The 25,153-nt window shown below is 43.8% G+C and carries 28 protein-coding genes; all 28 read left to right on the top strand.

Going from position 1 to position 25,153, the window contains the following annotated elements:
* Nucleotides 1-2 precede the first annotated feature (2 nt).
* The 28 genes from spoIVA (at nt 3) to DER53_RS15490 (ending at nt 25,082) form a co-directional block, all read left to right on the top strand.
* Nucleotides 3-1,481: a stage IV sporulation protein A gene (gene spoIVA, locus DER53_RS15625; RefSeq protein WP_062677576.1), complete on the top strand. Its 1,479-nt coding sequence runs from the start codon at nt 3-5 to the stop codon at nt 1,479-1,481.
* 315 nt (nt 1,482-1,796) lie between these two features.
* On the top strand, nt 1,797-2,069 hold the full coding sequence (locus tag DER53_RS15620; protein WP_015864289.1) for an HU family DNA-binding protein: 273 nt from the start codon (nt 1,797-1,799) through the stop codon (nt 2,067-2,069).
* Nucleotides 2,070-2,204: 135 nt separating this feature from the next.
* Nucleotides 2,205-2,771 carry a GTP cyclohydrolase I FolE gene (gene folE, locus DER53_RS15615; RefSeq protein ID WP_015864288.1) on the top strand — a complete coding sequence of 189 codons (567 nt, stop codon included), beginning with the start codon at nt 2,205-2,207 and terminating at the stop codon, nt 2,769-2,771.
* Nucleotides 2,772-2,804: 33 nt separating this feature from the next.
* Entirely contained in the window at nt 2,805-3,029 is a 225-nt protein-coding gene (gene mtrB / locus DER53_RS15610; protein ID WP_015864287.1) for a trp RNA-binding attenuation protein MtrB, read from the top strand.
* 69 nt (nt 3,030-3,098) lie between these two features.
* Nucleotides 3,099-3,935 carry a heptaprenyl diphosphate synthase component 1 gene (locus DER53_RS15605; RefSeq protein WP_015864286.1) on the top strand — a complete coding sequence of 279 codons (837 nt, stop codon included), beginning with the start codon at nt 3,099-3,101 and terminating at the stop codon, nt 3,933-3,935.
* Nucleotides 3,936-3,939: 4 nt separating this feature from the next.
* A complete protein-coding gene (gene menG, locus DER53_RS15600) occupies nt 3,940-4,644 on the top strand; it encodes a demethylmenaquinone methyltransferase (protein ID WP_015864285.1) in 705 nt (234 codons plus the stop codon).
* A gap of 17 nt (nt 4,645-4,661) precedes the next feature.
* Nucleotides 4,662-5,624, top strand: a complete 963-nt coding sequence (hepT, locus tag DER53_RS15595; protein ID WP_015864284.1) for a heptaprenyl diphosphate synthase component II — start codon at nt 4,662-4,664, stop codon at nt 5,622-5,624.
* A gap of 101 nt (nt 5,625-5,725) precedes the next feature.
* Nucleotides 5,726-6,172, top strand: a complete 447-nt coding sequence (ndk, locus tag DER53_RS15590; RefSeq protein WP_062677611.1) for a nucleoside-diphosphate kinase — start codon at nt 5,726-5,728, stop codon at nt 6,170-6,172.
* Nucleotides 6,173-6,301: 129 nt separating this feature from the next.
* Nucleotides 6,302-7,075, top strand: a complete 774-nt coding sequence (locus DER53_RS15585) for a CheR family methyltransferase (protein WP_062752730.1) — start codon at nt 6,302-6,304, stop codon at nt 7,073-7,075.
* A 118-nt stretch (nt 7,076-7,193) separates the two neighbouring features.
* Nucleotides 7,194-8,360 (top strand): chorismate synthase, encoded by a 1,167-nt coding sequence (gene aroC / locus DER53_RS15580; RefSeq protein ID WP_015864281.1) that lies wholly within the window; start codon nt 7,194-7,196, stop codon nt 8,358-8,360.
* A gap of 2 nt (nt 8,361-8,362) precedes the next feature.
* On the top strand, nt 8,363-9,490 hold the full coding sequence (aroB, locus tag DER53_RS15575) for a 3-dehydroquinate synthase (protein ID WP_062752727.1): 1,128 nt from the start codon (nt 8,363-8,365) through the stop codon (nt 9,488-9,490).
* Complete coding sequence (gene aroH, locus DER53_RS15570; RefSeq protein WP_062752725.1) at nt 9,456-9,836, top strand: chorismate mutase; 381 nt, start codon at nt 9,456-9,458, stop codon at nt 9,834-9,836. Before aroB ends, aroH begins: the two co-directional genes overlap by 35 nt.
* Before the next feature lie 194 nt (nt 9,837-10,030).
* Nucleotides 10,031-11,557, top strand: coding sequence for an anthranilate synthase component I (gene trpE, locus DER53_RS15565; protein ID WP_062752723.1), 1,527 nt, complete (start codon nt 10,031-10,033; stop codon nt 11,555-11,557).
* On the top strand, nt 11,550-12,569 hold the full coding sequence (gene trpD, locus DER53_RS15560; protein ID WP_062752721.1) for an anthranilate phosphoribosyltransferase: 1,020 nt from the start codon (nt 11,550-11,552) through the stop codon (nt 12,567-12,569). Before trpE ends, trpD begins: the two co-directional genes overlap by 8 nt.
* Nucleotides 12,562-13,338, top strand: coding sequence for an indole-3-glycerol phosphate synthase TrpC (gene trpC, locus DER53_RS15555; protein ID WP_062752719.1), 777 nt, complete (start codon nt 12,562-12,564; stop codon nt 13,336-13,338). Before trpD ends, trpC begins: the two co-directional genes overlap by 8 nt.
* Nucleotides 13,325-13,963: a phosphoribosylanthranilate isomerase gene (locus DER53_RS15550; protein ID WP_062752717.1), complete on the top strand. Its 639-nt coding sequence runs from the start codon at nt 13,325-13,327 to the stop codon at nt 13,961-13,963. The genes trpC and DER53_RS15550 overlap by 14 nt, the downstream gene beginning before the upstream one ends.
* Nucleotides 13,956-15,170 carry a tryptophan synthase subunit beta gene (gene trpB, locus DER53_RS15545; protein ID WP_062677570.1) on the top strand — a complete coding sequence of 405 codons (1,215 nt, stop codon included), beginning with the start codon at nt 13,956-13,958 and terminating at the stop codon, nt 15,168-15,170. Before DER53_RS15550 ends, trpB begins: the two co-directional genes overlap by 8 nt.
* Nucleotides 15,124-15,939, top strand: coding sequence for a tryptophan synthase subunit alpha (trpA, locus tag DER53_RS15540; RefSeq protein ID WP_062752715.1), 816 nt, complete (start codon nt 15,124-15,126; stop codon nt 15,937-15,939). The genes trpB and trpA overlap by 47 nt, the downstream gene beginning before the upstream one ends.
* Nucleotides 15,940-15,977: 38 nt before the next feature.
* On the top strand, nt 15,978-17,075 hold the full coding sequence (gene hisC / locus DER53_RS15535; RefSeq protein WP_015864272.1) for a histidinol-phosphate transaminase: 1,098 nt from the start codon (nt 15,978-15,980) through the stop codon (nt 17,073-17,075).
* Between the two features lie 56 nt (nt 17,076-17,131).
* The gene (locus DER53_RS15530; protein ID WP_062752714.1) at nt 17,132-18,235 is read left to right on the top strand and encodes a prephenate dehydrogenase; all 1,104 of its coding nucleotides are present in this window, start codon (nt 17,132-17,134) and stop codon (nt 18,233-18,235) included.
* Nucleotides 18,236-18,250: 15 nt separating this feature from the next.
* Nucleotides 18,251-19,537 (top strand): 3-phosphoshikimate 1-carboxyvinyltransferase, encoded by a 1,287-nt coding sequence (aroA, locus tag DER53_RS15525; protein WP_015864270.1) that lies wholly within the window; start codon nt 18,251-18,253, stop codon nt 19,535-19,537.
* Between the two features lie 88 nt (nt 19,538-19,625).
* Nucleotides 19,626-20,528: a hypothetical protein gene (locus DER53_RS15520; RefSeq protein WP_062752712.1), complete on the top strand. Its 903-nt coding sequence runs from the start codon at nt 19,626-19,628 to the stop codon at nt 20,526-20,528.
* A 16-nt stretch (nt 20,529-20,544) separates the two neighbouring features.
* A complete protein-coding gene (locus tag DER53_RS15515) occupies nt 20,545-21,801 on the top strand; it encodes a tetratricopeptide repeat protein (RefSeq protein ID WP_062753192.1) in 1,257 nt (418 codons plus the stop codon).
* 56 nt (nt 21,802-21,857) lie between these two features.
* Nucleotides 21,858-22,391 (top strand): ReoY family proteolytic degradation factor, encoded by a 534-nt coding sequence (locus DER53_RS15510; protein WP_015864268.1) that lies wholly within the window; start codon nt 21,858-21,860, stop codon nt 22,389-22,391.
* 86 nt (nt 22,392-22,477) lie between these two features.
* Entirely contained in the window at nt 22,478-22,933 is a 456-nt protein-coding gene (locus tag DER53_RS15505; protein WP_062752710.1) for a YpiF family protein, read from the top strand.
* Between the two features lie 149 nt (nt 22,934-23,082).
* Nucleotides 23,083-23,589 carry a QcrA and Rieske domain-containing protein gene (locus DER53_RS15500; protein ID WP_062752708.1) on the top strand — a complete coding sequence of 169 codons (507 nt, stop codon included), beginning with the start codon at nt 23,083-23,085 and terminating at the stop codon, nt 23,587-23,589.
* Nucleotides 23,590-23,592: 3 nt separating this feature from the next.
* Nucleotides 23,593-24,267 (top strand): menaquinol-cytochrome c reductase cytochrome b subunit, encoded by a 675-nt coding sequence (qcrB, locus tag DER53_RS15495; protein WP_015864265.1) that lies wholly within the window; start codon nt 23,593-23,595, stop codon nt 24,265-24,267.
* Between the two features lie 47 nt (nt 24,268-24,314).
* Entirely contained in the window at nt 24,315-25,082 is a 768-nt protein-coding gene (locus DER53_RS15490; RefSeq protein ID WP_062752706.1) for a menaquinol-cytochrome c reductase cytochrome b/c subunit, read from the top strand.
* Nucleotides 25,083-25,153: the final 71 nt, after the last annotated feature.

Here is a 25,153-nt window from a genome sequence, read left to right as displayed (position 1 = left end):
ATTTGGAAAAAGTCGATATTTTCAAAGATATCGCCGAGCGAACTGGTGGCGATATTTATTTAGGAGTAGTCGGAGCGGTCCGGACCGGTAAATCTACTTTTATAAAAAGATTTATGGAACTTGTCGTCATCCCTAACATTAAAAACGAAGCAGATAAAGCGCGTACGCAAGATGAACTGCCGCAAAGCGCCGCTGGAAAAACGATTATGACGACGGAGCCAAAATTTGTACCGAACCAAGCTGTTACCGTAAAAGTCGATGAGGGATTAGAAGTAAATATTCGCCTCGTTGATTGTGTAGGATATGCTGTTCCAGGCGCAAAAGGCTATGAAGATGAAAACGGCCCGCGTATGATTCATACCCCATGGTACGAGGAGCCGATTCCGTTTCACGAAGCGGCAGAAATCGGCACACGAAAAGTGATTCAAGAACATTCTACGATCGGTGTGGTCATTACGACCGACGGCACAATCGGCGAGATTCCGCGCCAAGATTATGTGGAAGCAGAAGAGCGCGTCATTAATGAGCTGAAGGAAGTCGGTAAGCCGTTTATTATGATTATTAATACCGTTCGCCCTCATCATCCTGATACAGAAGTTCTTCGTCGCGAGCTTGCGGAAAAATACGATATTCCAGTGTTGGCAATGAGCGTAGAAGGCATGCGGGAAGCGGACGTTTATAACGTGCTTCGTGAAGCATTATATGAGTTTCCGGTATTAGAAGTGAATGTGAACTTACCGAGCTGGGTCATGGTGCTCCGCGAAGATCATTGGCTTCGCGAAAGCTATCAAGAAGCTGTGCGCGATACGGTAAAAGACATTAAACGGCTGCGCGATGTCGACAGAGTTGTGCAGCAATTCAGCGAATATGATTTTATTGAAAAAGCCAGCCTTGCCGGCATTGAAATGGGGCAAGGAATTGCGGAAATTGATTTATATGCACCAGATGAACTGTATGATCAAATTTTAAAAGAAGTCGTTGGTGTAGAAATTCGCGGAAGGGATCATCTATTACAGCTCATGCAAGATTTTGCCCATGCAAAAGCCGAATATGATCAAATTGCTGATGCGCTGAAAATGGTTAAACAAACCGGTTACGGTGTTGCAGCGCCGGCGCTTTCCGATATGAGCCTAGAAGAGCCGGAGATTATTCGCCAAGGATCTCGCTTCGGTGTTCGGCTAAAAGCGGTAGCTCCGTCCATTCATATGATTAAAGTGGACGTCGAATCGGAATTTGCGCCAATTATCGGTACGGAAAAACAAAGCGAAGAACTTGTCCGTTATTTAATGCAAGATTTTGAAGATGATCCTCTCTCTATTTGGAATTCAGACATATTTGGCCGTTCGCTTAGCTCGATCGTCCGCGAAGGCATTCAAGCAAAACTTGCCCTGATGCCGGAAAATGCGCGTTACAAGTTAAAAGAAACGCTAGAGCGCATTATTAACGAAGGCTCTGGCGGTTTAATCGCAATTATTTTATAAAAAAGGCTCCATGTTTGGAGTCTTTTTTTACTGCCCGCATTACTATGTGAGAAAATGATAGAAACCCTTGAAAACAAGGATTTTATCTTGATAACGTATAGGACATATGATAATCTTTTATCAGAAAAAGTTGCTTTCTTTGGTGAAATGTGCCTAAATTTTATTGATTTGTTGAAAATGTGTTGAATTATAGCGATAAATTGTTTAATATTAGGCATGTCACCGAATTTTATACGTATAGAAATATGAGAAAATGTGAAGAAATGGAATTAGTAAGAAATTTTTTTACAACTTTCTTGGGAGGAGGTGAATGGTATGAATAAAACGGATTTAATCAACGCAGTTGCTGAAACTAGCGGTCTTTCCAAAAAGGACGCAACAAAAGCAGTAGATGCTGTATTTGAATCTATTACGGAAGCGTTAAGAAAAGGTGATAAAGTTCAATTAATTGGATTTGGGAACTTTGAAGTGCGTGAGCGTGCAGCTCGTAAAGGGCGCAATCCGCAAACAGGAGAAGAAATGGAAATTCCTGCGAGCAAAGTTCCTGCTTTCAAACCAGGTAAAGCTCTTAAAGATGCTGTAAAGTAAGCTTACATAATAAAGCAATCAAGAGCTTTTAAGGAAGGGTAGCGATATGCTTCCCTTCTTTTTTGCTTTTTTTTCGTTATATATGCTAGAATCGGATTACATTCAGCTTTTATGATGCAGGAGGATGTTGTTTGTATGCCACACGTGAATTATGAACAAATTGAATATGCAGTTCGGTTGATTTTAGAGGCGATTGGGGAAGATCCGAATCGTGAAGGATTGGTCGATACGCCAAAACGAGTTGCGAAGATGTATGCCGAAGTATTTGCGGGATTGCATGAAGATCCAAAGCAGCATTTTCAAACCGTATTTAGTGAAGACCATGAGGAGTTAGTGCTAGTCAAAGATATTCCGTTTTACTCTATGTGCGAGCATCATTTAGTTCCGTTTTTTGGAGTTGCTCATGTCGCATATATTCCTCGCGGCGGAAAAGTCACAGGGTTAAGCAAGCTGGCACGAGCGGTGGAAACAGTAGCTCGCCGCCCGCAATTGCAGGAACGCATTACAGCGACAGTGGCTGATTCGATTATGGAAACACTCGATCCATATGGAGTAATGGTAGTGGTCGAGGCAGAACATATGTGCATGACGATGCGCGGCGTGAAAAAACCAGGAGCAAAAACAGTGACAACGGCGGTGAGAGGAGTATTTGAAACGGACCAAGTCGCCCGTGCAGAAGTGCTTTCGCTCATAAAAGGATAAAATATACGAATAACTAAAAAGGAGGAGAGAGTTATGAATATAAACAGCGACTATATCGTTATTAAAGCACTCGAGGATGGTGTGAACGTCATCGGGCTAACAAGAGGAGCGGATACACGTTTTCACCATTCGGAAAAGCTCGATAAAGGCGAAGTGTTGATCGCTCAATTCACTGAACATACATCAGCCATTAAAGTAAGAGGAAAAGCGTATATTCAAACGAGACATGGAGAAATTGAGTCAGAAGGAAAAAAGTAATTTAACGATTTTCTATTGAAACTAGAGCGTTTACAGAAAAATTATGTTATAATTACTCCGTTATATTGTATGCAAATTTTTGGGGCAAGGGTGATTATATTGAAAAACATCATGATAAAAATCGCATTGTTAAAAGAGCAAATTGAACGATTTCTTCACCATTCTTATTTGCTTCAGCATATACCGTCAAGACCAATCGACGAAGATCGCATTTTGCTATCATTATCCATGTTAGAAGATGCGCAAATTTCCCCAGAGAAAGCTGACCATTATATTATTCCAATGATGCTTGTCCAAATCGCCCTTGATACCCATGACGAAGTAACAAATTCTGTTTCCAACCATGAAGACGATGATTTGAAAACAAGACAACTGGTGGTCCTTGCAGGGGATTTATATAGCGGTTTATATTACGATTATTTAGCAAAGTTGAATGAAATTTCGATGATTCGTCTGTTTGCAGAGGCCATTAAAGAGATTAATGAGCATAAAATTCGATTATATCAAAAAGATATTGAACGAATTGAAACATTATTCGACAGTGTTGGAACGATTGAGTCAGCATTAATTTGCAAAATGGCAGAGCATTTTTCTGCGCCGTTATGGGTAAATTTTTCGTATGATTACTTGCTGTTAAAACGGTTAAACAAGGAAAGAGAGACGTTTATCCATTCTGGTTCTTCCGTTTTGTTTGAGCAAATGGCAAATATCGTATTTCCAAAAACAAAAACGGTGACAAAAGAGCAAAAACATTATTTGCTCCATATTTGTAATCGCTATATTGACCATTGCAAAGAGAAATTGCTAAAAATAAAATTAGAAGTCAATGAGGCGTTGCAAATCCGCATTTCCGAGTTAACTGGCGGTTTTTCAGCCATCGCGAAAAAGACGGTGGAAGAAGGGTAGAAGTATGTATCAATCAAAAGAAGAACGGGTTCATCATGTATTTGAAAAAATTTATAAACATTACGATCGAATGAATTCGGTCATTAGTTTCCGGCGTCATCTCAAATGGCGTGAGGATACGATGAAGCGAATGAATGTACAAAAGGGGAAAAAGGCGCTCGACGTTTGCTGCGGTACTGCCGATTGGACGATTGCGCTTGCTGAAGCGGTCGGGCCAAGCGGTGAAGTATACGGGCTTGATTTCAGCAAAAATATGTTGCAAGTTGGCGAACAAAAAGTAAAAGAACGCCAGTTGGCAAACGTAAAACTGATTCACGGCAATGCGATGAACATACCATTTCCTGATAATACGTTTGATTATGTAACGATTGGCTTTGGTTTGCGCAATGTACCTGACTATATGACGGTGCTGAAAGAAATGTATCGCGTCGTAAAGCCAGGCGGCAAAGTCGTTTGCCTTGAAACATCGCAGCCGACGTTAATTGGTTTTCGTCAGTTATACTATTTTTACTTTCGCTTTATTATGCCTCTATTTGGAAAGTTATTTGCAAAGAGTTATGAGGAATATTCGTGGCTTCAGGAATCGGCGCGCGATTTTCCTGGAAGGGATGAGCTTGCACAGATGTTCCGCGACGCCGGCTTCGTCGATATTGAAGTCAAATCGTACACATTTGGAGTTGCTGCAATGCATTTAGGTCATAAACGATAATAGTTAAGGTGAACAGGATGAAGTTAAAAGCAATGTATTCGTTTTTGAATACGGATTTACGTGCAGTTGAAAAAGAATTAGAAAAAACGGTCCAGTCCGATTACTCGCAATTGAGCGAGGCTGCGCTACACTTGTTGCAAGCGGGCGGAAAACGGATCCGTCCCGTTTTTGTATTGCTTGCCGCAAAATTCGGTACATATGATATTGAACGAATTAAACATGTGGCAGTGGCGTTGGAGTTAATCCACATGGCTTCACTCGTTCATGATGATGTGATTGATGATGCGGAGCTAAGGAGAGGAAGAAAAACGATTAAGGCAAAATGGAACAATCGTTTTGCCATGTATACCGGCGACTATATGTTTGCCCGTTCTCTTGAACAGATGGCACGCCTTGAGAATCCGCTTGCTCATCGCATTTTAGCGAATACGATTGTCGAAGTATGCCGTGGTGAAATTGAACAAATTAAAGATAAATATCGTTTCGATCAAAACCTTCGTTGTTACTTGCGGCGCATCAAACGAAAAACAGCGCTATTGATTGCGGCAAGCTGCCAGCTCGGAGCGATTGCCGCAAACGCTGCAAAAGACGTGGCAGAGCGTCTTTACTTATTTGGCTATTATGTTGGCATGTCATTTCAAATTACGGATGACATTCTTGATTTTACCGGCACGGAAGCAAAGCTCGGCAAGCCGGCGGGAAGTGATCTATTGCAAGGAAATGTAACGCTTCCTGCGTTATTCGCGATGGAGGATAAACATGCAAGAGAGAGAATTACAGCTGTTCATCCGAAAACAACGCCAAACGAAATGAAAGAAATTATTACGTTGATTAAACAAACTGGTGCGATCGAAAAATCGTATGCGCTTAGCGACCGCTATCTGCAAAAAGCGTTTCGTGTATTAGAAACGCTGCCAAACAATAAGGCGCGTTCCACATTATATGACATAGCAAAATATATCGGAAAAAGGGATTTTTAGCGCTTTCAAGGACATTATTGCTAATGCGCGAAAACAATGGTACTATTTTGTTGGGAATCCGATTTCCTAGTACATATCACAGTAGGGGTGGAGAATTGATGATGCAAAGAACGTTTATCATGGTCAAACCTGACGGGGTTCAGCGCAACTTAATCGGCGAGATTGTTGCTCGCTTTGAGAAAAAGGGCTTCCAGCTTGTCGGTGCAAAGTTAATGCAAGTATCCCGAGAGTTAGCAGAACAGCATTATGCGGAACATAAAGAACGTCCGTTTTTCGGAGAGCTAGTAGACTTTATTACATCAGGCCCTGTATTTGCAATGGTATGGGAAGGCGAAAACGTTATTGCGGCGGCTAGACAAATGATGGGAAAAACAAACCCGCAGGAAGCAGCGCCTGGCACGATTCGCGGTGATTATGGTCTGACTGTCGGGAAAAACGTCATTCACGGTTCCGATTCCCCGGAAAGCGCTGAACGGGAAATTCGCTTATTTTTCAAAGAAGAAGAGCTTGTCAATTATTCAAAATTAATGAACGAATGGGTATATTAGAAAGAAGACCGGTCAGTGACATGGCCGGTTTTTTATTTCTAATTTTCTGTTCTCTTTTTAGCTGGTTTTACGATATACTAGGGCATAGGCGCACTCGTTTGGAAATGAGAAAAGAGAGGAAAAACGAGAATGAACGACTACCAGTGGTTTATTGAGAACATCAAGCGAAAAACAGGCATTGACCTTGCTCAGTATAAAGAAGCGCAAATGAAAAGACGCTTAACGTCGCTCTATGAAAAAAGAGGATTAAAAAATTTTCAAGAATTTTTTCATGCAATGGAAAAAGACGAGGCATTGTTTCATGAATTTCTTGACCGAATGACGATTAACGTGTCGGAATTTTATCGAAATGCGAAACGGTGGGAAGTGCTTGAAAAAAAGATTTTGCCGAAACTCTTCGAACAAAACCGCCGCTTAAAAATATGGAGCGCTGCTTGTTCTACCGGAGAAGAACCTTATACGGTAGCGATGATTTTATCGAAATACATACCGCTAGCCCATGTCTCCATTTTAGCAACAGATATCGATGAAAACGCGATTGCCCGCGCGAAAATAGGGCTGTATACGGAACGGTCATTGCAAGAAATTCCGGAAGAAATGAAAAAAAAGTTTTTTAAGAAAGAAGGAATGTATTATCAAATCGACGAAAAGATAAAAAGAGCGGTGACGTTTAAAAAGCATAACTTGCTTGCCGATCCATTCGGCCGTCAATTTGATTTAATTGTATGCCGCAATGTGCTTATTTATTTTACAGAGGAGGCAAAACAACAACTCTACTATAAATTTAATCAAGCGTTGCGGCCAGGCGGAATACTGTTTGTCGGCAGCACGGAACAAATTTTTAACCCAGCCTTATACGGTTTTGAAATAGAAGACACGTTTTTTTATCGCAAAATAAAATAGTTTATGAAAGAGTTCATCGGCAAGATGAATTCTTTTTTTATCAAAAACTATTTTCATTTTTTAAATTTATGATATATTGTTACTTAACCGCGTTAAAGAGTTGAAGGGAGAGAACAGGATGAGATATTTAACAGCGGGAGAATCACACGGACCACAGTTAACGACCATTTTAGAAGGAGTGCCGGCTGGGCTGACGCTGCTTGCTGAACATATTAATAAAGAGCTGGCAAGAAGACAAAAAGGGTACGGCCGTGGTCGGCGGATGCAAATTGAAAAAGATGAAGTGAAAATTTTCAGCGGTGTGCGCCATGGGAAAACGTTAGGCTCGCCAATCACGCTTGTCGTAGAAAACCGTGATTGGAAACATTGGCAAAACATTATGTCAATTGAGCCGATCGATTCAGCAGAAGAAGTAAAACGGAAGGTGACGCGTCCGCGTCCTGGGCATGCCGATTTAAATGGTGCATTAAAATACGGGCATCGTGATATGCGCAATGTATTAGAACGATCGTCAGCCCGGGAAACGACGGTGCGAGTTGCGGCGGGAGCGGTGGCAAAGCGGATTTTAGAAGAGCTTGGCATTCGCGTCGCCGGACATGTGATAGAAATTGGCGGAGTTCGTGCGGAGCGAATGGATTATCGTTCGCTTGAGGAATTGCAGCAAGTGACAGAAGAGTCGCCGGTGCGCTGTTTTGATGAAAAAGCGGCAGTCAAAATGATGGAAGCGATCGATGAAGCGAAGAAAAACGGCGACTCGATCGGCGGCATTGTGGAGGTCATTGTCGAAGGAGTCCCTGCAGGGGTCGGCAGCCACGTTCATTACGACCGGAAGCTTGATGCGAAAATTGCCGCGGCGATTGTGAGCATTAACGCATTTAAAGGCGTTGAATTTGGCATCGGCTTTGAAGCGGCGCGACGCCCGGGAAGCGAAGTACATGATGAAATTATTTGGAGCAAAGAAAAAGGATTTACGCGCCGGACAAACCGCGCCGGTGGATTTGAAGGCGGGATGACAACCGGGATGCCAATTGTCGTACGCGGGGTAATGAAGCCGATTCCAACGCTTTACAAGCCATTGCAAAGCGTGGATATTGAAACGAAAGAGCCGTTTACAGCAAGCATCGAGCGTTCGGACAGCTGTGCGGTACCAGCGGCAAGCGTTGTCGCCGAAGCAGTAGTCGCTTGGGAAGTTGCTTCGGCAATCGTCGATCAGTTCGGTCAAGACCGAATGGATCTCATTAAAGAAAACGTAGAAAAAATGCGCCGTTATGCAAGGGAGTTTTAACGATGGAACAAATCGTTATTGAAACGAAAACAAAACAGTACCCGTTATTTCTCGGTGAAGGAATCATTGAGTCTCTTCCGGACATTCTCCGGCAATTGTCTTTTTCCAAAGGGACGAAATTGCTTATTATCACCGATAAAACGTTGGAACAATTGTATTTATCGAAACTTCGCGCATTGCTTGCCAATGATTATGATGTGTACACATATGTCATACCGAGCGGGGAAGAGGCGAAATCATTTGAGCAATACTATGCATGTCAAACCGCTGCGCTTCAATACGGGCTTGACCGCAAATCGCTTATTCTTGCCTTTGGCGGCGGCGTTGTCGGCGATTTAGCTGGATTTGTCGCTGCCACTTATATGCGCGGCATCCCATACATTCAAATCCCGACGACGCTTCTTGCGCATGACAGCGCCGTTGGCGGCAAGGTGGCGATCAATCATCCGCTTGGAAAAAACATGATCGGAGCGTTTTACCAGCCGGAAGCGGTCGTTTATGATATTGCTTTTTTGCGTTCCTTGCCGGAAAAAGAATTGCGCTCCGGTTTTGCCGAAGTAATTAAGCACGCGCTTATTCGCGACCGCGATTTTTATCAATGGCTGCGGCAAGAAATCCGCGAGCTTGCGGACTTAAAAGGGGAGCGATTGCAATATTGCATTAAAAAAGGAATTGAAGTAAAGGCAAGCGTCGTGCGGGAAGATGAAAAAGAAACTGGCGTTCGCGCGCATTTAAATTTTGGGCATACGCTTGGGCATGCGCTTGAGAATGAACTTGGCTATGGAGCGATGACGCATGGCGATGCGGTGGCGCTTGGGATGCTCTTTGCGATTTTTGTAAGCGAGCGGGTGTATAACATATCGCTGGATTACGATCGTTTTTCTTCTTGGTTTCGTACATATGGATTCCCTGTTTCCATTCCGAAACAACTAAATATAAACCGTCTCCTTGAAAAAATGAAAGGGGATAAAAAAGCAAGAGCAGGAACGGTCCGCATGGTGCTTTTGAAAGACATTGGCATGGCAGAAATAAAACCGCTCGACGATGAAACGCTGCTGGCATTGCTTCGCAAATTTCAGCGGGAGGAGGGAGAGAATGATCCGCGGAATTCGAGGTGCCATTACTGTTGAACGCAATGAAGCGGAGGAAATTGTCGATGCCACAGAAACATTGCTGAAAGAAATGATTCGCGCCAATGACGTAACCGCAAGCGACGTATCGTTCGTTCTTATATCTGTTACCGAAGATATTACCGCGGCGTTTCCAGCACAAGCGCTGCGCCGCATAGAAGGATGGACGTACGTTCCGGTTATGTGTATGAGAGAAATTCCGGTTCCCAACTCATTGCCGCGTTGCATACGTGTGATGATGACTGTTGAGACAACGAAGAAACAAGAGGAAATTTCCCACATTTATTTACGAGATGCCGTCACATTGCGCCCAGATTTGTCATTGACAAAAAAACCAGAAATGTAATATCATAGGAAACAAAAGTAATAAGCAGAGTAAGAGCAGAGCTTAGGGTAGATGAGAATGAGTGAGTTTAGTTGAGGTGAGTTTTTGTACGTGTGATGAGAAATCTACCCAAAGACATCTGTCTTTGGGTTTTTTATTCCCCTTTTTCGCCTCATAAACCCTCATTCTCCATCCGAATGAACGGAGGAGAGATAATGAAAAACTGCACAATCACCACTTTTTTGGAAGATGCGGTTCATTTCCAGACCATTCCGATTGTACGCCGCTTTTTTGCAGATGTGTTTGAACCAGTGAAAATATTTGAAAATTTAAAAAGTGAAGCGGTGTTTTTGCTAGAAAGCAAAGATGATCAATCGCCATGGGCCCGCTATTCCTTTATCGGTTTATCGCCGTTTTTAACGATTGAGAGTGAAACCGGCCATACGTTTTCTGTGATGAATGAGCGCGGCGAAGAAATGATGAAAGCTTCTTCGTTAAAAGAAGCATTTCTGTTCATTGAGCAGAAGCTGCGCGTCAAGCAGCTTGCAAGCAAGATACCATTTACCGGCGGCGCGGTCGGTTTTTTAGGATATGATTTCATTTCCGCAATCGAAAAAGTCCCAATTCATTCCAATCGCGATATTTCCTTGAAGACGGGTTATTTTACGTTTTGTGAATCGTTGATCGTGTTTGATCATCATAAGCGTGAGATTGTGTTTATTCATTATGTCCGCTTATCGGATAAGGACACAGAAGAAGCGAAGAAGAGAAAGTACGGGGAAGGGTTAAAGCGGATCGAAACATTGATGAAAAAAGCAGCAAGCGGAAGGGAAGAGCCATTGTTATTGCTTCATCACGATGACGAAGAAACGCGTGTTTCCTTTCAAGGTGTCATATCCAATTATGACAAAGCATCATTTATGAGGGATGTAGAAACCATTAAAAGCTATATCGCCAGCGGAGATGTTTTTCAGGCGGTATTGTCCCAGCGATTTACCGTTCCGATTCAAGTGAGCGGGTTTCACATTTATCGAATGCTGCGTCATATTAATCCGTCGCCATATATGTTTTATTTTCAGCTAGACGGTATCGAAATTGTCGGAAGCTCTCCGGAAAAGTTAATTCAAGTGCATAACCGTCATATGGAAATCCACCCGATCGCCGGGACTAGAAGAAGAGGACGGTCGGCAGAAGAAGATGAGCATCTTCAAAGGGAGCTTTACAATGACCCGAAAGAGAGAGCCGAACATTATATGTTAGTAGATTTAGCCCGCAACGATATCGGAAAAGTAGCGAAATATGGTACAGTCGAGACGCCAGTGTTAATGGAAATTGGAAAGTTCTCCCATGTCATGCATCTGATTTCGAAAGTAACGGGTGTGTTAAAGGAAGGAATTCACCCGATTGACGCGCTATTAGCGGCCTTTCCTGCCGGAACGGTAAGCGGTGCGCCGAAAGTAAGGGCGATGCAAATTTTACAGGAGCTAGAACCGACGGCAAGAAATTTATATGCTGGAACGATTGCCTACATCGGTTTTGACGGCAATATTGATTCATGTATCGCGATTCGCACCGCAATTGTAAAAGACGGTTATGCTTACGTGCAAGCAGGCGCGGGAATTGTCGCGGATTCCGTTCCAGAATTGGAGTGGAAAGAAACGCGCAATAAAGCGAGCGCCTTAATCAAAGCGATGGAACGTGCCGAACGATTGTTTGCGAAAGGAGAGAATATATATGTTTAAGCAACTTCTTGCCAAATGTATTGAGGGGTATACGTTGACAGAAGAAGAAGCGTATGAGGCGATGATGATGATAATGTCTGGAGAAGCCTCTGCCAGCCAGATTGCCAGTTTCTTATCCATTTTGCGATTGCGCGGGGAAACGGTCGACGAATTGACAGGATTGGTGAAAGCGATGCGCAGCAGAATGATGACGCTCGATTATGAAGAAGAAGTCATTGATACGTGCGGAACAGGGGGAGACGGGGCATCGACATTCAACATTTCCACTGCGGCGGCGATCGTCGTATCATCGCTTGGTGTCAAAGTGGCCAAACATGGCAACCGGGCGGTTTCCTCAAAAAGCGGAAGCGCGGACGTATTAGAAGCGCTTCATATTGATATTCAAGCAACCCCGGAGGAGGCGAAACAGGCGTTAAAAACGAAAGGATTGGCTTTTTTATTCGCGCCGCTATATCATTCCGCCATGAAATATGCTGCATTGCCGCGTAAAGAAATCGGGTTTCGCACTGTATTCAATTTAATTGGACCACTTTCGAATCCAGCACGGTGCAAGCGGCAAGTAATCGGTGTTTATTCGACACAATACGCGGAAAAACTTGCGGAAACTCTTCACCGACTTGGCTCGGAACACGTTTTATTGGTAACCGGAAAAGACGGACTTGATGAATGCAGCATTTCGGCGGAAACAGATGTAGTTGAGCTGAAACATGGTGAAATTCGCCGTTTCACGATCGCGCCGGAACAATATGGGCTCGCGCGTGGAAAGTTAGAACACGTTCAAGTTCGTACGGTTCAACAAAGTGCTGAACTATTAAAGGCAGTAGTGGAAGGAAGAGCAAACGAAAGCGCGATCAATATCGTCATTCTTAATGCTGGCGTCGCGTTATATGCAGCGGGGAAAGCAGCGACGATTCGCGAAGGGGTCGAAATGGCAAAAGAAGCGATGATGACAAAGAAAGCCTATGAACAATTTGAGCGACTGCGCATGAAAGAGGTAGAAAAGTATGCTTGAACAAATTATTGCAACGAAAAAGAAAGAAATAGAGACACTCACATTGCCAAAGCCTTTGCAAAACGTACAGCGTCGTTCATTATCGGCGGCGCTGAAAAAACCAAACCGTTCTATCGGTCTTATTGCGGAAGTGAAAAAGGCTTCCCCGTCAAAAGGGTTAATTCGACCGGATTTTCATCCTGTGGCGATCGCAAAAGCGTATGAAAAAGCGGGGGCGGATGCGATCAGCGTATTGACGGATGAACGATATTTCCAAGGACACCGCGGCTATTTAAGCGATATAAAACAAGCGGTACAGCTTCCGATTTTGCGCAAAGATTTTATTATTGATCGCATTCAAATCGAAGAGAGCGTACGAATTGGAGCTGACGCGATTTTATTAATCGGCGAAGCGCTGCCGGCAAAAACGTTGTATGAGCTATATCAGGAAGCATACGACAAAGGATTGGAATGTTTGGTCGAAGTGCATGAGCGTAAAACGCTGGAAAATATTTTAGATATTTTTATTCCAGAAATCATTGGGATTAACAACCGCGATTTGCATACGTTTGTCACCTCTTTGGAAACGACAAGCAAGGTCATTCCGTTTGTACCAACCGCAAGCATCATTGTCAGCGAGAGCGGCATTGGCACTTCTCTTGATTTAAAAACGGTGCAAACATACGGTGCAGACGCCGTGCTCGTCGGAGAATCGCTGATGAGAAAAGACGACGTGGAAGCAGCGATTTACGAATTATTTCGGGAGGTTGAATCCATTGCCGGTCCTTAAATATTGCGGCAACCGCACCGCGTCTGATTTACAAAAAAGCGTTCGAAGCAGAGCAAATTATGTTGGGCTGATTTTTGCGGAAAGCAAACGAAAAGTGGAAGTGGAAATAGTAAAACAATGGCTCCAATATATATCGCTTGGCGGCAAACAGCTTGTCGGCGTGTTTGTCAACGCGCCAATCGATCAAATCATCCGCGCGGCGTCACAACTTCCGCTTGCGGTGATCCAATGCCACGGCCATGAAACAGTCGAACACATTGCAAAAATAAAAGAAGTGACAGATCTTTCCGTTTGGAAGGCGATTCATCACGATGAAAAGGCGCTCGCGAAGATGAAGCAATATGCCGGTGTTGCGGACGGATATGTAGTAGATAGTCGTGTAAACGGAGCGTGGGGCGGAACTGGAATGACATTCGATTGGGAAAATGTTCCGTTTTATTTAGAGGAAGCTGCGCGGCAAGCAGTTCCTTGTTTCATTGCCGGCGGAATCACCCCGGAAAATATTGAAAAGCTGCTTTCGTACCGTCCTTACGGCATCGACATCAGCAGCGGCATCGAAGAAAACGGAGAAAAAAGCATAAAAAAAATGAAAGAAATTGAAGAGAAGGTGGCGAATTATGTATAACGTTCCAAACGAGAATGGCAGATTTGGCGATTTTGGCGGAAAATTCGTTCCGGAAACATTAATGCGGCCGCTTGAGGAAATAGAAGAAGAGCTTGCCAAGGCACTTGCCGATGAGGAGTTTAAAGCAGAATACGTCCGAATTTTACAAGAGTATTCTGGACGTCCAACACCGCTTACTTTTGCGTCTAATTTAACGAAAAAACTAAACGGTGCAAAAATTTACTTAAAACGAGAAGATTTAAACCATACAGGCGCCCATAAAATCAATAACGCGATTGGGCAAGCATTGCTTGCAAAACGAATGGGAAAGAAAAAGATTATTGCGGAAACGGGAGCAGGTCAGCACGGTGTTGCCGCGGCGACGGTAGCGGCTCATTTCGGGATGGAATGCATCGTATTTATGGGGGAAGAAGATATAAAACGTCAGGAATTAAACGTATTCCGGATGAAATTATTAGGTGCCAAAGTCGTTCCTGCATATAGTGGAAATCGTACCTTAAAAGACGCGACAAACGAGGCGATCCGCTATTGGGTGCAACATTGCGACGATCATTTCTATATGATCGGTTCTGTTGTCGGCCCGCATCCATATCCGAAAATGGTGCGCGAATTTCAGCGTATTATCGGTGATGAGGCGAAACAGCAATTCCTCGAACGGGAAGGAAAACTTCCGGATGTGATTGTGGCGTGCGTGGGCGGCGGAAGCAACGCAATTGGCATGTTTTATCCGTTTTTAGAAGATAACGTGACGCTTGTTGGTGTAGAAGCGGCGGGAAAAGGAATCGATACGCCGCACCATGCTGCAACGATCACAAAAGGGACAAAAGGAGTCATTCATGGGTCGCTGACGTATTTATTGCAAGATGAACATGGGCAAATTATTGAGCCATATTCTATTTCCGCAGGCCTCGATTATCCAGGTGTTGGACCGGAACACGCTTATTTAGCCAGCATCGGCCGCGTTCGTTACGAAAGTGTTACGGATGAGGAAGCGATTTGGGCATTTCAATTGTTATCTCGGGAAGAAGGGATCATTCCGGCGATCGAGTCAGCGCATGCTTTAGCGAAGGCGGTTCAACTTGCGAAAACGCTTCGAAGCGATCAAACGGTGCTCGTATGTTTATCTGGCCGCGGTGATAAGGATGTGCAGACAATGATGAATGTTGCAAAAGGAGGAAACGGCATTGCAGTTGCTAACCGTAACTAAACCGATGTTTATTCCGTTTATTGTCGCCGGAGATCCCCGGCCGGATATAACGATCGAACTCGCATTGGCGCTTCAGGAAGCAGGAGCTGACATTCTTGAACTAGGCGTTCCGTATTCCGATCCGTTAGCGGACGGACCGATTATTCAACGGGCGGCAAAAAGAGCGCTTCGCCAGCAAATGACATTAAAAAAAGCAATTGAATTAGTTCCGGAAATGCGAAAAAAAGGAGTAAAAATTCCGATTATTCTCTTTACGTATTACAATCCTGTGTTACAATTAGGAGAAGAATCCTTTTTTGCTTTAGCGCGAAAAAATGAAGTGAACGGCATTTTAATTCCAGATCTGCCGTTTGAAGAAAGTGAGCTGATTCGTAAACTCGGTGAAGCGACGGGAATTCCACTTATTTCTCTCGTAGCACCGACGTCGAAAAAACGAATTGAAATGATTGCCTCCAATGCGCAAGGATTTTTATATTGCGTTTCATCACTCGGTGTGACCGGCGTGCGTGATACATTGCCGGAAACATTAAACGACTTTTTAACCGAAGTAAAGCGGCATAGCCGCGTTCCTGTCGTTGTTGGATTTGGCATTTCGACAAGCGAACAAGTTAGCATGCTAAAAAACTATTGTGACGGGGTCGTCATTGGCAGCGCGCTTGTTCAAAAAATTGAACAGCTTAACGACCTTTTGCAAACGGAAGAGAAAAAAGAGGAGGCGCTTGCCGAGTTTCGCCGTTACGCTCGCTCGCTAACAGCACCGTTGCGATAAATACGGCATGCAATAACTGAAGGATAGGGAGTGTCATCATGGAAATTAAAACACAGTTGCGGGGGCTTCCCCCTTATCAGCCGGGAAAATCTATTGAAGAAGTAAAACGAGAGTATGGGCTTACTGATATTATTAAACTAGCATCCAATGAAAATCCATATGGTTGTTCACCTGCTGTGAAAGAGGCGGTGATGAAACAATTAGATCATCTTGCCATTTATCCCGATGGATACGCACGTCTGTTGCGCGAAAAAGTTGCCACACATTTAGGGGTCAACGAAACGCAGCTTATTTTCGGCAACGGGTCGGATGAAGTCGTGCAAATTATTTGCCGCGCGTTTTTATCTCCGAATACGAATACGGTGATGGCTGCACCGACGTTTCCACAATATCGTCATAACGCGGTGATTGAAGGGGCGGAAATTCGTGAAATTCCGCTGGTGGATGGGCGACATGATCTAGAAGCAATGCTGAATGCAATTGATGAACAAACGCGCGTCGTTTGGATATGCAACCCGAACAACCCGACAGGGACGTATGTGAACGAGCAGGAATTAACCTCTTTCCTTGAGCGAGTTCCTAGCCATGTCCTTGCCGTTTTGGATGAGGCGTATTATGAATACGCAACGGCGAATGATTATCCGCAAACCGTTCCACTTCTCCGCCAATATGATAATTTAATGATTTTGCGTACGTTTTCAAAAGCATACGGTTTAGCAGCGCTGCGGGTTGGATACGGTATTGCCAGCGAAACGCTCATTCGTGAGATCGAACCGGCGCGCGAGCCATTTAATACATCAAGCGTCGCGCAGGCAGCTGCCATTGCTGCTTTAGATGATCAAGCATTCATTCGCGAATGTGTCGAAAAAAATAAACAAGGGTTAGAGACGTTTTATCGTTTTTGTGAGGAAAACGGGCTACGCTATTATCCGTCACAAGCGAACTTTATTTTAATTGATTTTGGTATCGAGGGAAACGAAGTGTTTCAATATTTGCTTGAGCGGGGCATCATCGTTCGCTCCGGCAATGCGCTCGGTTTTCCGACATCGGTGCGCATCACGGTTGGTTCCAAAGAGCAAAACGAACGAATCATTCATGCATTAACGCAAATGTTGAAAGAAAAGCAGCTTATATAAGGCCGTCCCGTTGCTTTTAAGCAACGGGAGCATTTTTACACAAGAAGGTGAAGCAGTTGGAAGGAAACGTCTTTGTTGTTGGACTTGGTTTAATCGGTGGTTCGATGGCGCTAGCGATAAAAAAAGCGCATCCGAACGCCGTCATTATCGGATATGATGTAAATGAGAATGAGCTGAAACTTGCTCGTTCATTAAAAGTGATTGATGAAATTGCTTCTTCCCTTGAACAAGGGTTGAGACAGGCTGATCTAATCATTTTAGCCACTCCTGTTATGCAAACGGAAAAAATCTTGGCGGAGATGCCTTTCAGTGTATTAAAAGAAAATGTAATTGTCACGGATGTTGGAAGCACAAAGCAACGAATTGTCAAACATGCAAAACAGTTAGGAAAGCAAGGAATAACGTTTATCGGCGGCCATCCGATGGCAGGTTCGCATAAAAGCGGCGTTGCTGCAGCAAGGGCGCATTTGTTTGAAAACGCCTTTTACGTTTTGACGCCGACGAATGATGTAGCGGCAAGGGATGTGGAACGGCTAAAAGAGTGGCTAAAGGGAACGAAAGCACAGTTTGTTGTGCTATCGCCAGAAGAACATGATCGCATTACTGGAGTGATTAGCCATTTTCCGCATATTATTGCAGCAAGTCTTGTCCATCAAGCACAACAGTATGAAAAAGAAAATCCGCTTGTCAGCCGTCTTGCCGCAGGGGGGTTCCGCGATATTACGCGCATCGCTTCAAGCAACCCGGAAATGTGGCGCGATATTTTTATACATAATAAAGACGAAATGTTGGCGCTATTTGATGGCTGGATTTCAGAGATGCAAAAGCTTCGTTCCATTGTGGAAGAGGAAAATAGCGAAGCGATTTACCGGTATTTTTTACAAGCAAAACAATTTCGCGACGGGCTTCCAGCGCGAACGAAAGGGGCAATTCCATCTTTTTACGATCTATATGTCGATGTTCCTGATTATCCTGGGGTTATTTCCGAAATTACCGGCTATCTTGCAAAAGAACAAATTAGCATAACAAATATTCGTATTATTGAGACAAGGGAAGAAATTTACGGTGTGCTCCGCCTTAGCTTTCAAAGCGAGGAAGATCGGGCGAAGGCGAAAGCCTGTATTCAAAGACATACGAATTACGAAACATATGAAGTGTAAACGGAGGGGGAAGATGTGCAACCATTGCGAACCAATATTTCATCATTACGAGGAACCATCAATGTTCCAGGGGATAAATCGATTTCCCATCGCGCTGTGATGCTTGGAGCAATTGCTAATGGAACAACGACCATCGCGAATTTTTTACAGGGAGAAGATTGTTTAAGTACGATCGATTGTTTTCGAAAATTGGGAGTGTCGATTGAGCAAAACGGAAGCGATGTTGTTGTCGAAGGAAAGGGATTAAAAGGTCTTAAGGAGCCATCTGACATTTTAAATGTTGGCAATTCCGGGACAACGGCAAGATTATTGCTCGGGATTCTAGCGGGATGTCCGTTCCATTCTTGCTTAATTGGCGATGAATCGATCGCCAAGCGGCCGATGGGCAGAGTGACAAAGCCGCTAAAAATGATGGGTGCGCACATTGACGGCCGCGAGCATGGGAACTATACCCCGTTATCCATTCGCGGCGGCGAACTTCAGCCCATTCATTACGAGTCTTCTGTCGCGAGCGCACAAGTGAAGTCGGCGATTTTATTGGCGGGATTGACAACAAATGGAACTACGACAGTAACGGAACCTCATCGTTCTCGCGATCATACCGAACGAATGATTCGGTTGTTCGGTGGAAGCGTAACAGTGGACGACCTTACAGTTTCCATTACCGGACCGCAGCAGCTAATAGGCGCAAATATATACGTTCCGGGAGATATTTCGTCGGCAGCCTTTTTCTTAGTAGCTGGCGCAATTGTACCAAACAGCGAAATTACGTTAAAAAATGTCGGGCTCAATCCGACAAGAACGGGAATTATCGATGTGCTGCAAAAAATGGGTGCGGAAATGACGATCGAAAACATTCGTAACGAGCAAACAGAACCGCTTGGCGATATTACCATTCGCACCTCCAATTTAACAGCGACGGAAATCAGCGGCGCTCTTATTCCGCGATTAATCGACGAAATCCCGATCATTGCCTTGCTTGCAACACAGGCGGAAGGTACGACCGTTATTAAAGATGCGAGCGAATTGAAAGTGAAGGAAACGAATCGAATTGATACGGTTGTGACAGAGCTGCGAAAACTTGGCGCGGATATTAAAGCGACAGCTGATGGCATGGTCATTCATGGAAAATCAGCGTTAAAGGCAAAGGACGTTGTCGTTGATAGCTACGGTGATCACCGTATTGGCATGATGCTAGCGATTGCTGCCTGCATTACGCAAGGAACTGTCTGTTTAAAACGTCCAGAAGCGGTGGCAGTCTCTTATCCATCGTTTTTTGATCATCTTCATTCCTTAATGTAGAAGCAAGAAACCAAATACAGGTTTCTTGCTTTTTTATTCATATGTCTTTTCATTCCTTCATAGCTTGTCGTAAAGGGGGAATGAAGACATGCCATATGTGATTGAAGGAGCGTACGTCATTCGCCAAGAACAGCTGCAACGCTGCTCGCTCGTGATTGATAGTAATCGCATTGATTATATAAGCGAGCAGGCGGATCGGTATACATGGATGCGAATGGAAATAGGGGAGATGATCGTAACACCCGGTCATGTCATGCTCGATTTTTCGTTTCAACAGCCGCGGACGTTTTTGCAATTTAAACAATATGTTCAACAGCAATTAATCGCACAAGGATGCACTACACTGCTCGCTGTTTGCGATGTTTCTTTTGAAAGCCAGCTTGCTCCCGCGTTGCAACGCTTGCGTCAGCATTTATTAAATAGCCCCATTGATTATTTCATCGGTGTGAAAGTTCCGCTTCGTACGCTTACTCCGTCATTAATGATCGCTTGCAGACGATGGAAAGTTCCTGTCATTTTTGTCGAAATGCAAGAAAATGATATGTTGCATTCCGTCCCATGGCATTGGATCGCAGAGGTGTTAAAAACATATCGGCCTCCATTTGTGCCGTATTGGCCAAATGGAAGCCGAACGAAAAAACAAGAAGCGACGTGGCGAAAACTGCTTGCTGCTCATCATATTCCATTTATCCCATTTCCATTACAGGAACGAACGCCGCTTTCGCTTGATGTGTTAAAGAAAATTGGGATTTATCCGCAAAAAGGAGATCTTCGTATTGGTGGAGAAGTAGATTATAATTTATATAAAAAAGAATCTGTGAGCCGTTTAGTTGCCGAAACGCCTATTGTCGATTATGATAATCATGTTCCTATTATTACGGTTCATAAAGGAAGATTGCTTAAAGCAGGAAATCAAATATACTTTTATCCCGGATTTGGCATGGAGCGGGTGATCCGCGCACCGGGAATGTTTGTTGCACATCTTCAGTAGGAAAGGATTTATGCATATGAAACGAATCGAGGAAATCGTTCGTCTTGTGGAAAACGGAGAAGTAGACAAAGCATTAGCACTTGTGCCTGACATCAAAAAAAATGGCAGTGATGAAGAAAAATACGAGCTTGCGGATTATTTATATTCATGGGGAATGTTAGAAGAAGCGAAAGAATTGCTTGAGGAGCTATCGCTTCGTTATCCTGATGAAGGAGAAGTGCGGCTATTTTTAGCTGAAGTATACACAGAGCTGGAAGAGGAAGAAAAAGCGCTTGAAATTTTAGAACAAATCGATGAAGATGATCCCCTTTTTGCCCGTGCGTGTCTGATTGCCGCTGACTTGTATCAAATGCAAGGGCTCGAGGAAGTAAGTGAACGAAAGCTCCAACAAGCATATGAAAAAATGCCGGATGAGCCGATTATTCAGTTTGCGTTAGCAGAGCTATATTTTTCGATGGGACAATATCCAAAAAGCATACCGTTTTATGAAAAAGTATTAAAAAAAGAAAAGACGATTGCCGGTACGCACATTCCAGAACGGCTCGCCGAAGCGCTCAGTTTATGCGGGGAATTTGAGCAGGCATTGCCATATTACGACGAAGCGCTGCAAGAAAAAATCGACAGCCGGACATTATTCGGTTATGGATTTACGGCGTTTCAAGCGGAGTATTACCGAACCGCAATCGAAAAGTTAAGCGAGCTAAAAGAGCTTGACCCTGAATATGTGCCGCTTTATCTATATTTAGCCAAAGCATATGAGCAAGAAGGACAGCTTGAGAAAAGCTATGAAATTGCAAAAGAAGGGATTCACGTTGATGAGTGGAATAAAGAATTATTGTTATATGCCGGAAAAGTCGCATTAAAACTAAAAAAACCGGATGAAGCAGAGTCGTGGCTGCGCAAAGCCATCGAGATTGACCAAGGATATATCGAGGCGCTGACTACGTTATGTGCGTTGCTATTGCATCAAGAGCGATATGAAGAAGTCGTTTCCTGCTTGGAAGAAGCGATGAAACAAGGGGAGTATGATCCTCAGTTTGAATGGGATTTAGCGCGTGCGAAACATAAGCTTGAGATGTATTCTGATGCATTAAACCATTACCGGGAGGCATATACTTTCTTTAAGGATAATGTTGATTTTCTTGAAGAATATGGCTATTTTCTGATCGAAGAAGGAAATAGAGAGAGAGCGAAAGAAATATTTCAACAAATCGTACGTCTCGATCCTGGGCACATAGAGGCAGCAGACATATTGCTTCAATTGGAGGAGTAGGGGATTGCGGTGAATATCACCTCTTTCTTGGAAAACGATTGAGGGGGAAGCGCATAATGACGCATGTATCCGTGAATGAGAAAAAAGAGTTTATTCGTTGGTTTTTAAATCATTACCAGTTAAAACGCCGGGAATGTGTCTGGATTTTAAACTATCTAATGAGCCATGATCAGCTGATGCAAAAGGTTCATTTTGTGGAAAATGCCCAATATTGTCCGCGCGGCATCATTATGTCAACTCATTGCGTCGATGATGTCCCGTTCCGTTTTTATAAAGGCAATGTCATGACGACAGATGCGGAAAAATCGTTTCATGATATTCGTTTAAATCGGGATGAAGATATTTATATCCAGTTGAATTTCCGTGCTTCTTTCCATTCGCCGCAATATGTCGCAGTATTGGAAGAAAATCCATATGCTCCAAAACAAGTGCAAGTAAATGAAAACGATCGGCGGTTGGCTGAGCAATTTTTAAAAAAATCGCTTTATGAATTTCAACGAGAACGGTTAATGAAACTCATTGACGACGCGCTAGACCGTCAAGATGAAGAGGCATTTCGCCGCCTTACTGATCAGTTGAAACAGTTGTGAAACCTTGCGGAACGCAAGGTTTTTCTTTTTGCAAAAAATATGGTATGGTGATAAAGAAAATGACGTTGAAAAGAAGGGGAATGTGCATGAAGTGGACAGCAGCAGATGTGGAGATATATGTGAAAGAAAAAGATTATATTGACACAGCTTTAATTCCGCTTATTCCGATTACGATTGCCGATGGCGCCAAAGCGGCTGCATCCGGAGGAGAGTTTGTGCAGCTAATTGTTCATGAGGCGGAACGTCAACTAAAGGGGAGGTTGTTTTTATTTCCGCCATTTACGTATTTTATGAGCGAACAGCGTGAAGAACTCATTCGGCGGCTTGGGGATTGGACAAGACAGCTGATGGAACATGGGATGAAGCATGTTTTTTATGTGACATGTGACCGCACATGGAAAGAATATGAAAATCAGCTTTCTGGCAGGCTGTGGATGGTGCCGGCGATTCCACTGCAGGATATGGATGAATCATATAAGCAAGAAGTCATTCGCGAACAAACATCTCAGTTGCTGAACTTTTTCATTTCGCAATGGTCATGAAGCAGCGTGATGAAGAAGTTGAAAGGTTAAAGCGATGACGATATTGACCTTGCACGCTGAATGAGCTATCATTAGAATGTCCTAGTTTTATATTGTGTTATACAAATACCGTCCGGTTGGACTTCATTTTGTATAGAGGGGGGAAGACGATGAGTGAAAAAAATCGCGTAACAAGACGCCAATTTTTGAACTACACGTTAACTGGTGTAGGCGGCTTTATGGCTGCTGGCATGCTAATGCCGATGGTCCGTTTTGCTGTTGATCCGATTTTAAAGGATGAAGCGGGAACGGACATGGTAGCGGTAGCGGATGTAAAGGACATTACGACCGAACCAAAGCGTTTTGATTTCAAAGTAAAAATAAAAGACGCTTGGTATGAGTCGGAAGAGCCGCGATCCGCATGGGTGTATAAAGACGAAAAAGGAGAAATCGTAGCGCTGTCTCCGATTTGTAAACACCTTGGCTGTACGGTAGACTGGAATACGGACAAGGAACATCCAAATGAATTTTTCTGTCCTTGCCATTACGGGCGTTACACCAAAGACGGTACAAATGTTCCTGGAACGCCGCCAATAGCTCCGCTAGACCGTTACGAGTACAAAGTGAAAGACGGCAAATTATACTTAGGTAAAGCGAAACCACGAGGGGAGGCGTAATACGTGTTAAATAAGCTTTATGACTGGGTTGACGAGCGTTTAGATATTACGCCTTTGTGGCGAGATATCGCTGACCATGAAGTTCCGGAACATGTTAACCCGGCCCATCACTTTTCCGCATTTGTTTATTGTTTTGGCGGATTAACGTTTTTTGTTACTGTTATCCAAATTTTATCTGGGATGTTTTTAACAATGTATTACGTTCCGGATATTAAAAACGCTTGGGAATCGGTTTATTATTTACAAAATGAAGTGGCGTTCGGACAAATCGTCCGCGGTATGCATCACTGGGGAGCGAGCCTTGTTATTGTCATGATGTTTTTACATACGTTGCGTGTCTTTTTCCAAGGTGCATACAAAAAGCCGCGCGAATTAAACTGGATCGTTGGTGTGCTTATCTTCATGGTCATGATGGGGCTTGGTTTTACCGGCTACTTATTGCCATGGGATATGAAAGCGCTATTTGCGACAAAAGTAGGCTTGCAAATCGCTGAAGCGACGCCGATTATTGGCCCGGCCATTAAAACGTTGCTCGCAGGAGACCCGGAAATTGTTGGTGCGCAAACGCTAACAAGATTCTTTGCGATCCACGTTTTCTTCTTGCCTGCTGCATTGCTCGGCTTAATGGCTGCGCACTTCTTAATGATTCGCAGACAAGGTATTTCTGGTCCACTGTGATTCGCATAAACGCTGTTTAGTGAGAAGAAAAAGGAGGGAAACATGCAATGCATCGCGGAAAAGGAATGAAATTTGTCGGCGATTCCCGCGTGCCCGCAGTGAGAAAGCCGAATATTCCAAAAGATTATTCGGAATATCCCGGGAAAACGGAAGCGTTTTGGCCGAACTTCCTATTAAAAGAATGGATGGTTGGCTCCGTCTTTTTGATCGGTTTTTTATGTTTGACGGTCGCACATCCATCTCCATTAGAGCGTATTGCTGATCCGACGGATACGGCATATATTCCGCTTCCGGACTGGTATTTCTTGTTCCTCTATCAATTGCTTAAATATTCGTATGCATCAGGTCCTTATACGGTGATCGGAGCAATTGTGATACCAGGGTTGGCATTTGGTGCGTTATTGTTAGCGCCGTTTTTGGATCGCGGTCCGGAACGTCGCCCATGGAAGCGTCCTGTCGCTACCGGAATGATGCTTTTAACGCTTGCGTCAATAGTATATTTAACTTGGGAAGCCGTTGTTACGCATGACTGGAAACAAGCTGCTGAACAAGGGAAAATCCGCGCAGAAGTGGAAATTGACAAAAACGCAGAAGGATATAAAATTGCCCAAGCTAACACATGTACGTCCTGCCATGGTGAAAATTTATCCGGTGGTGCAGCTGCGCCATCGCTTATTGGCACAGGCTTAACACCGGAAGAAATCGCGAAAATTTCAAAAGAAGGTAAAGGCGGCATGCCTGCAGGCATTTTCAAAGGTACGGACGAAGAGTTGAAAAAACTCGCTGAATTCATTGCAGGATTAAAAGAGGAATAAACGGTTCATCGAGAAAAAAGCTGGCTATGATTAGTCAGCTTTTTTCATTCATGAAAAGTAGAGAGCAGGTG

Source organism: Parageobacillus toebii NBRC 107807, from assembly GCF_003688615.2.
GTDB classification, from domain to species: Bacteria; Bacillota; Bacilli; order Bacillales; family Anoxybacillaceae; genus Parageobacillus_B; species Parageobacillus_B toebii.
This window is presented reverse-complemented; position numbering and strand designations above follow the sequence as displayed.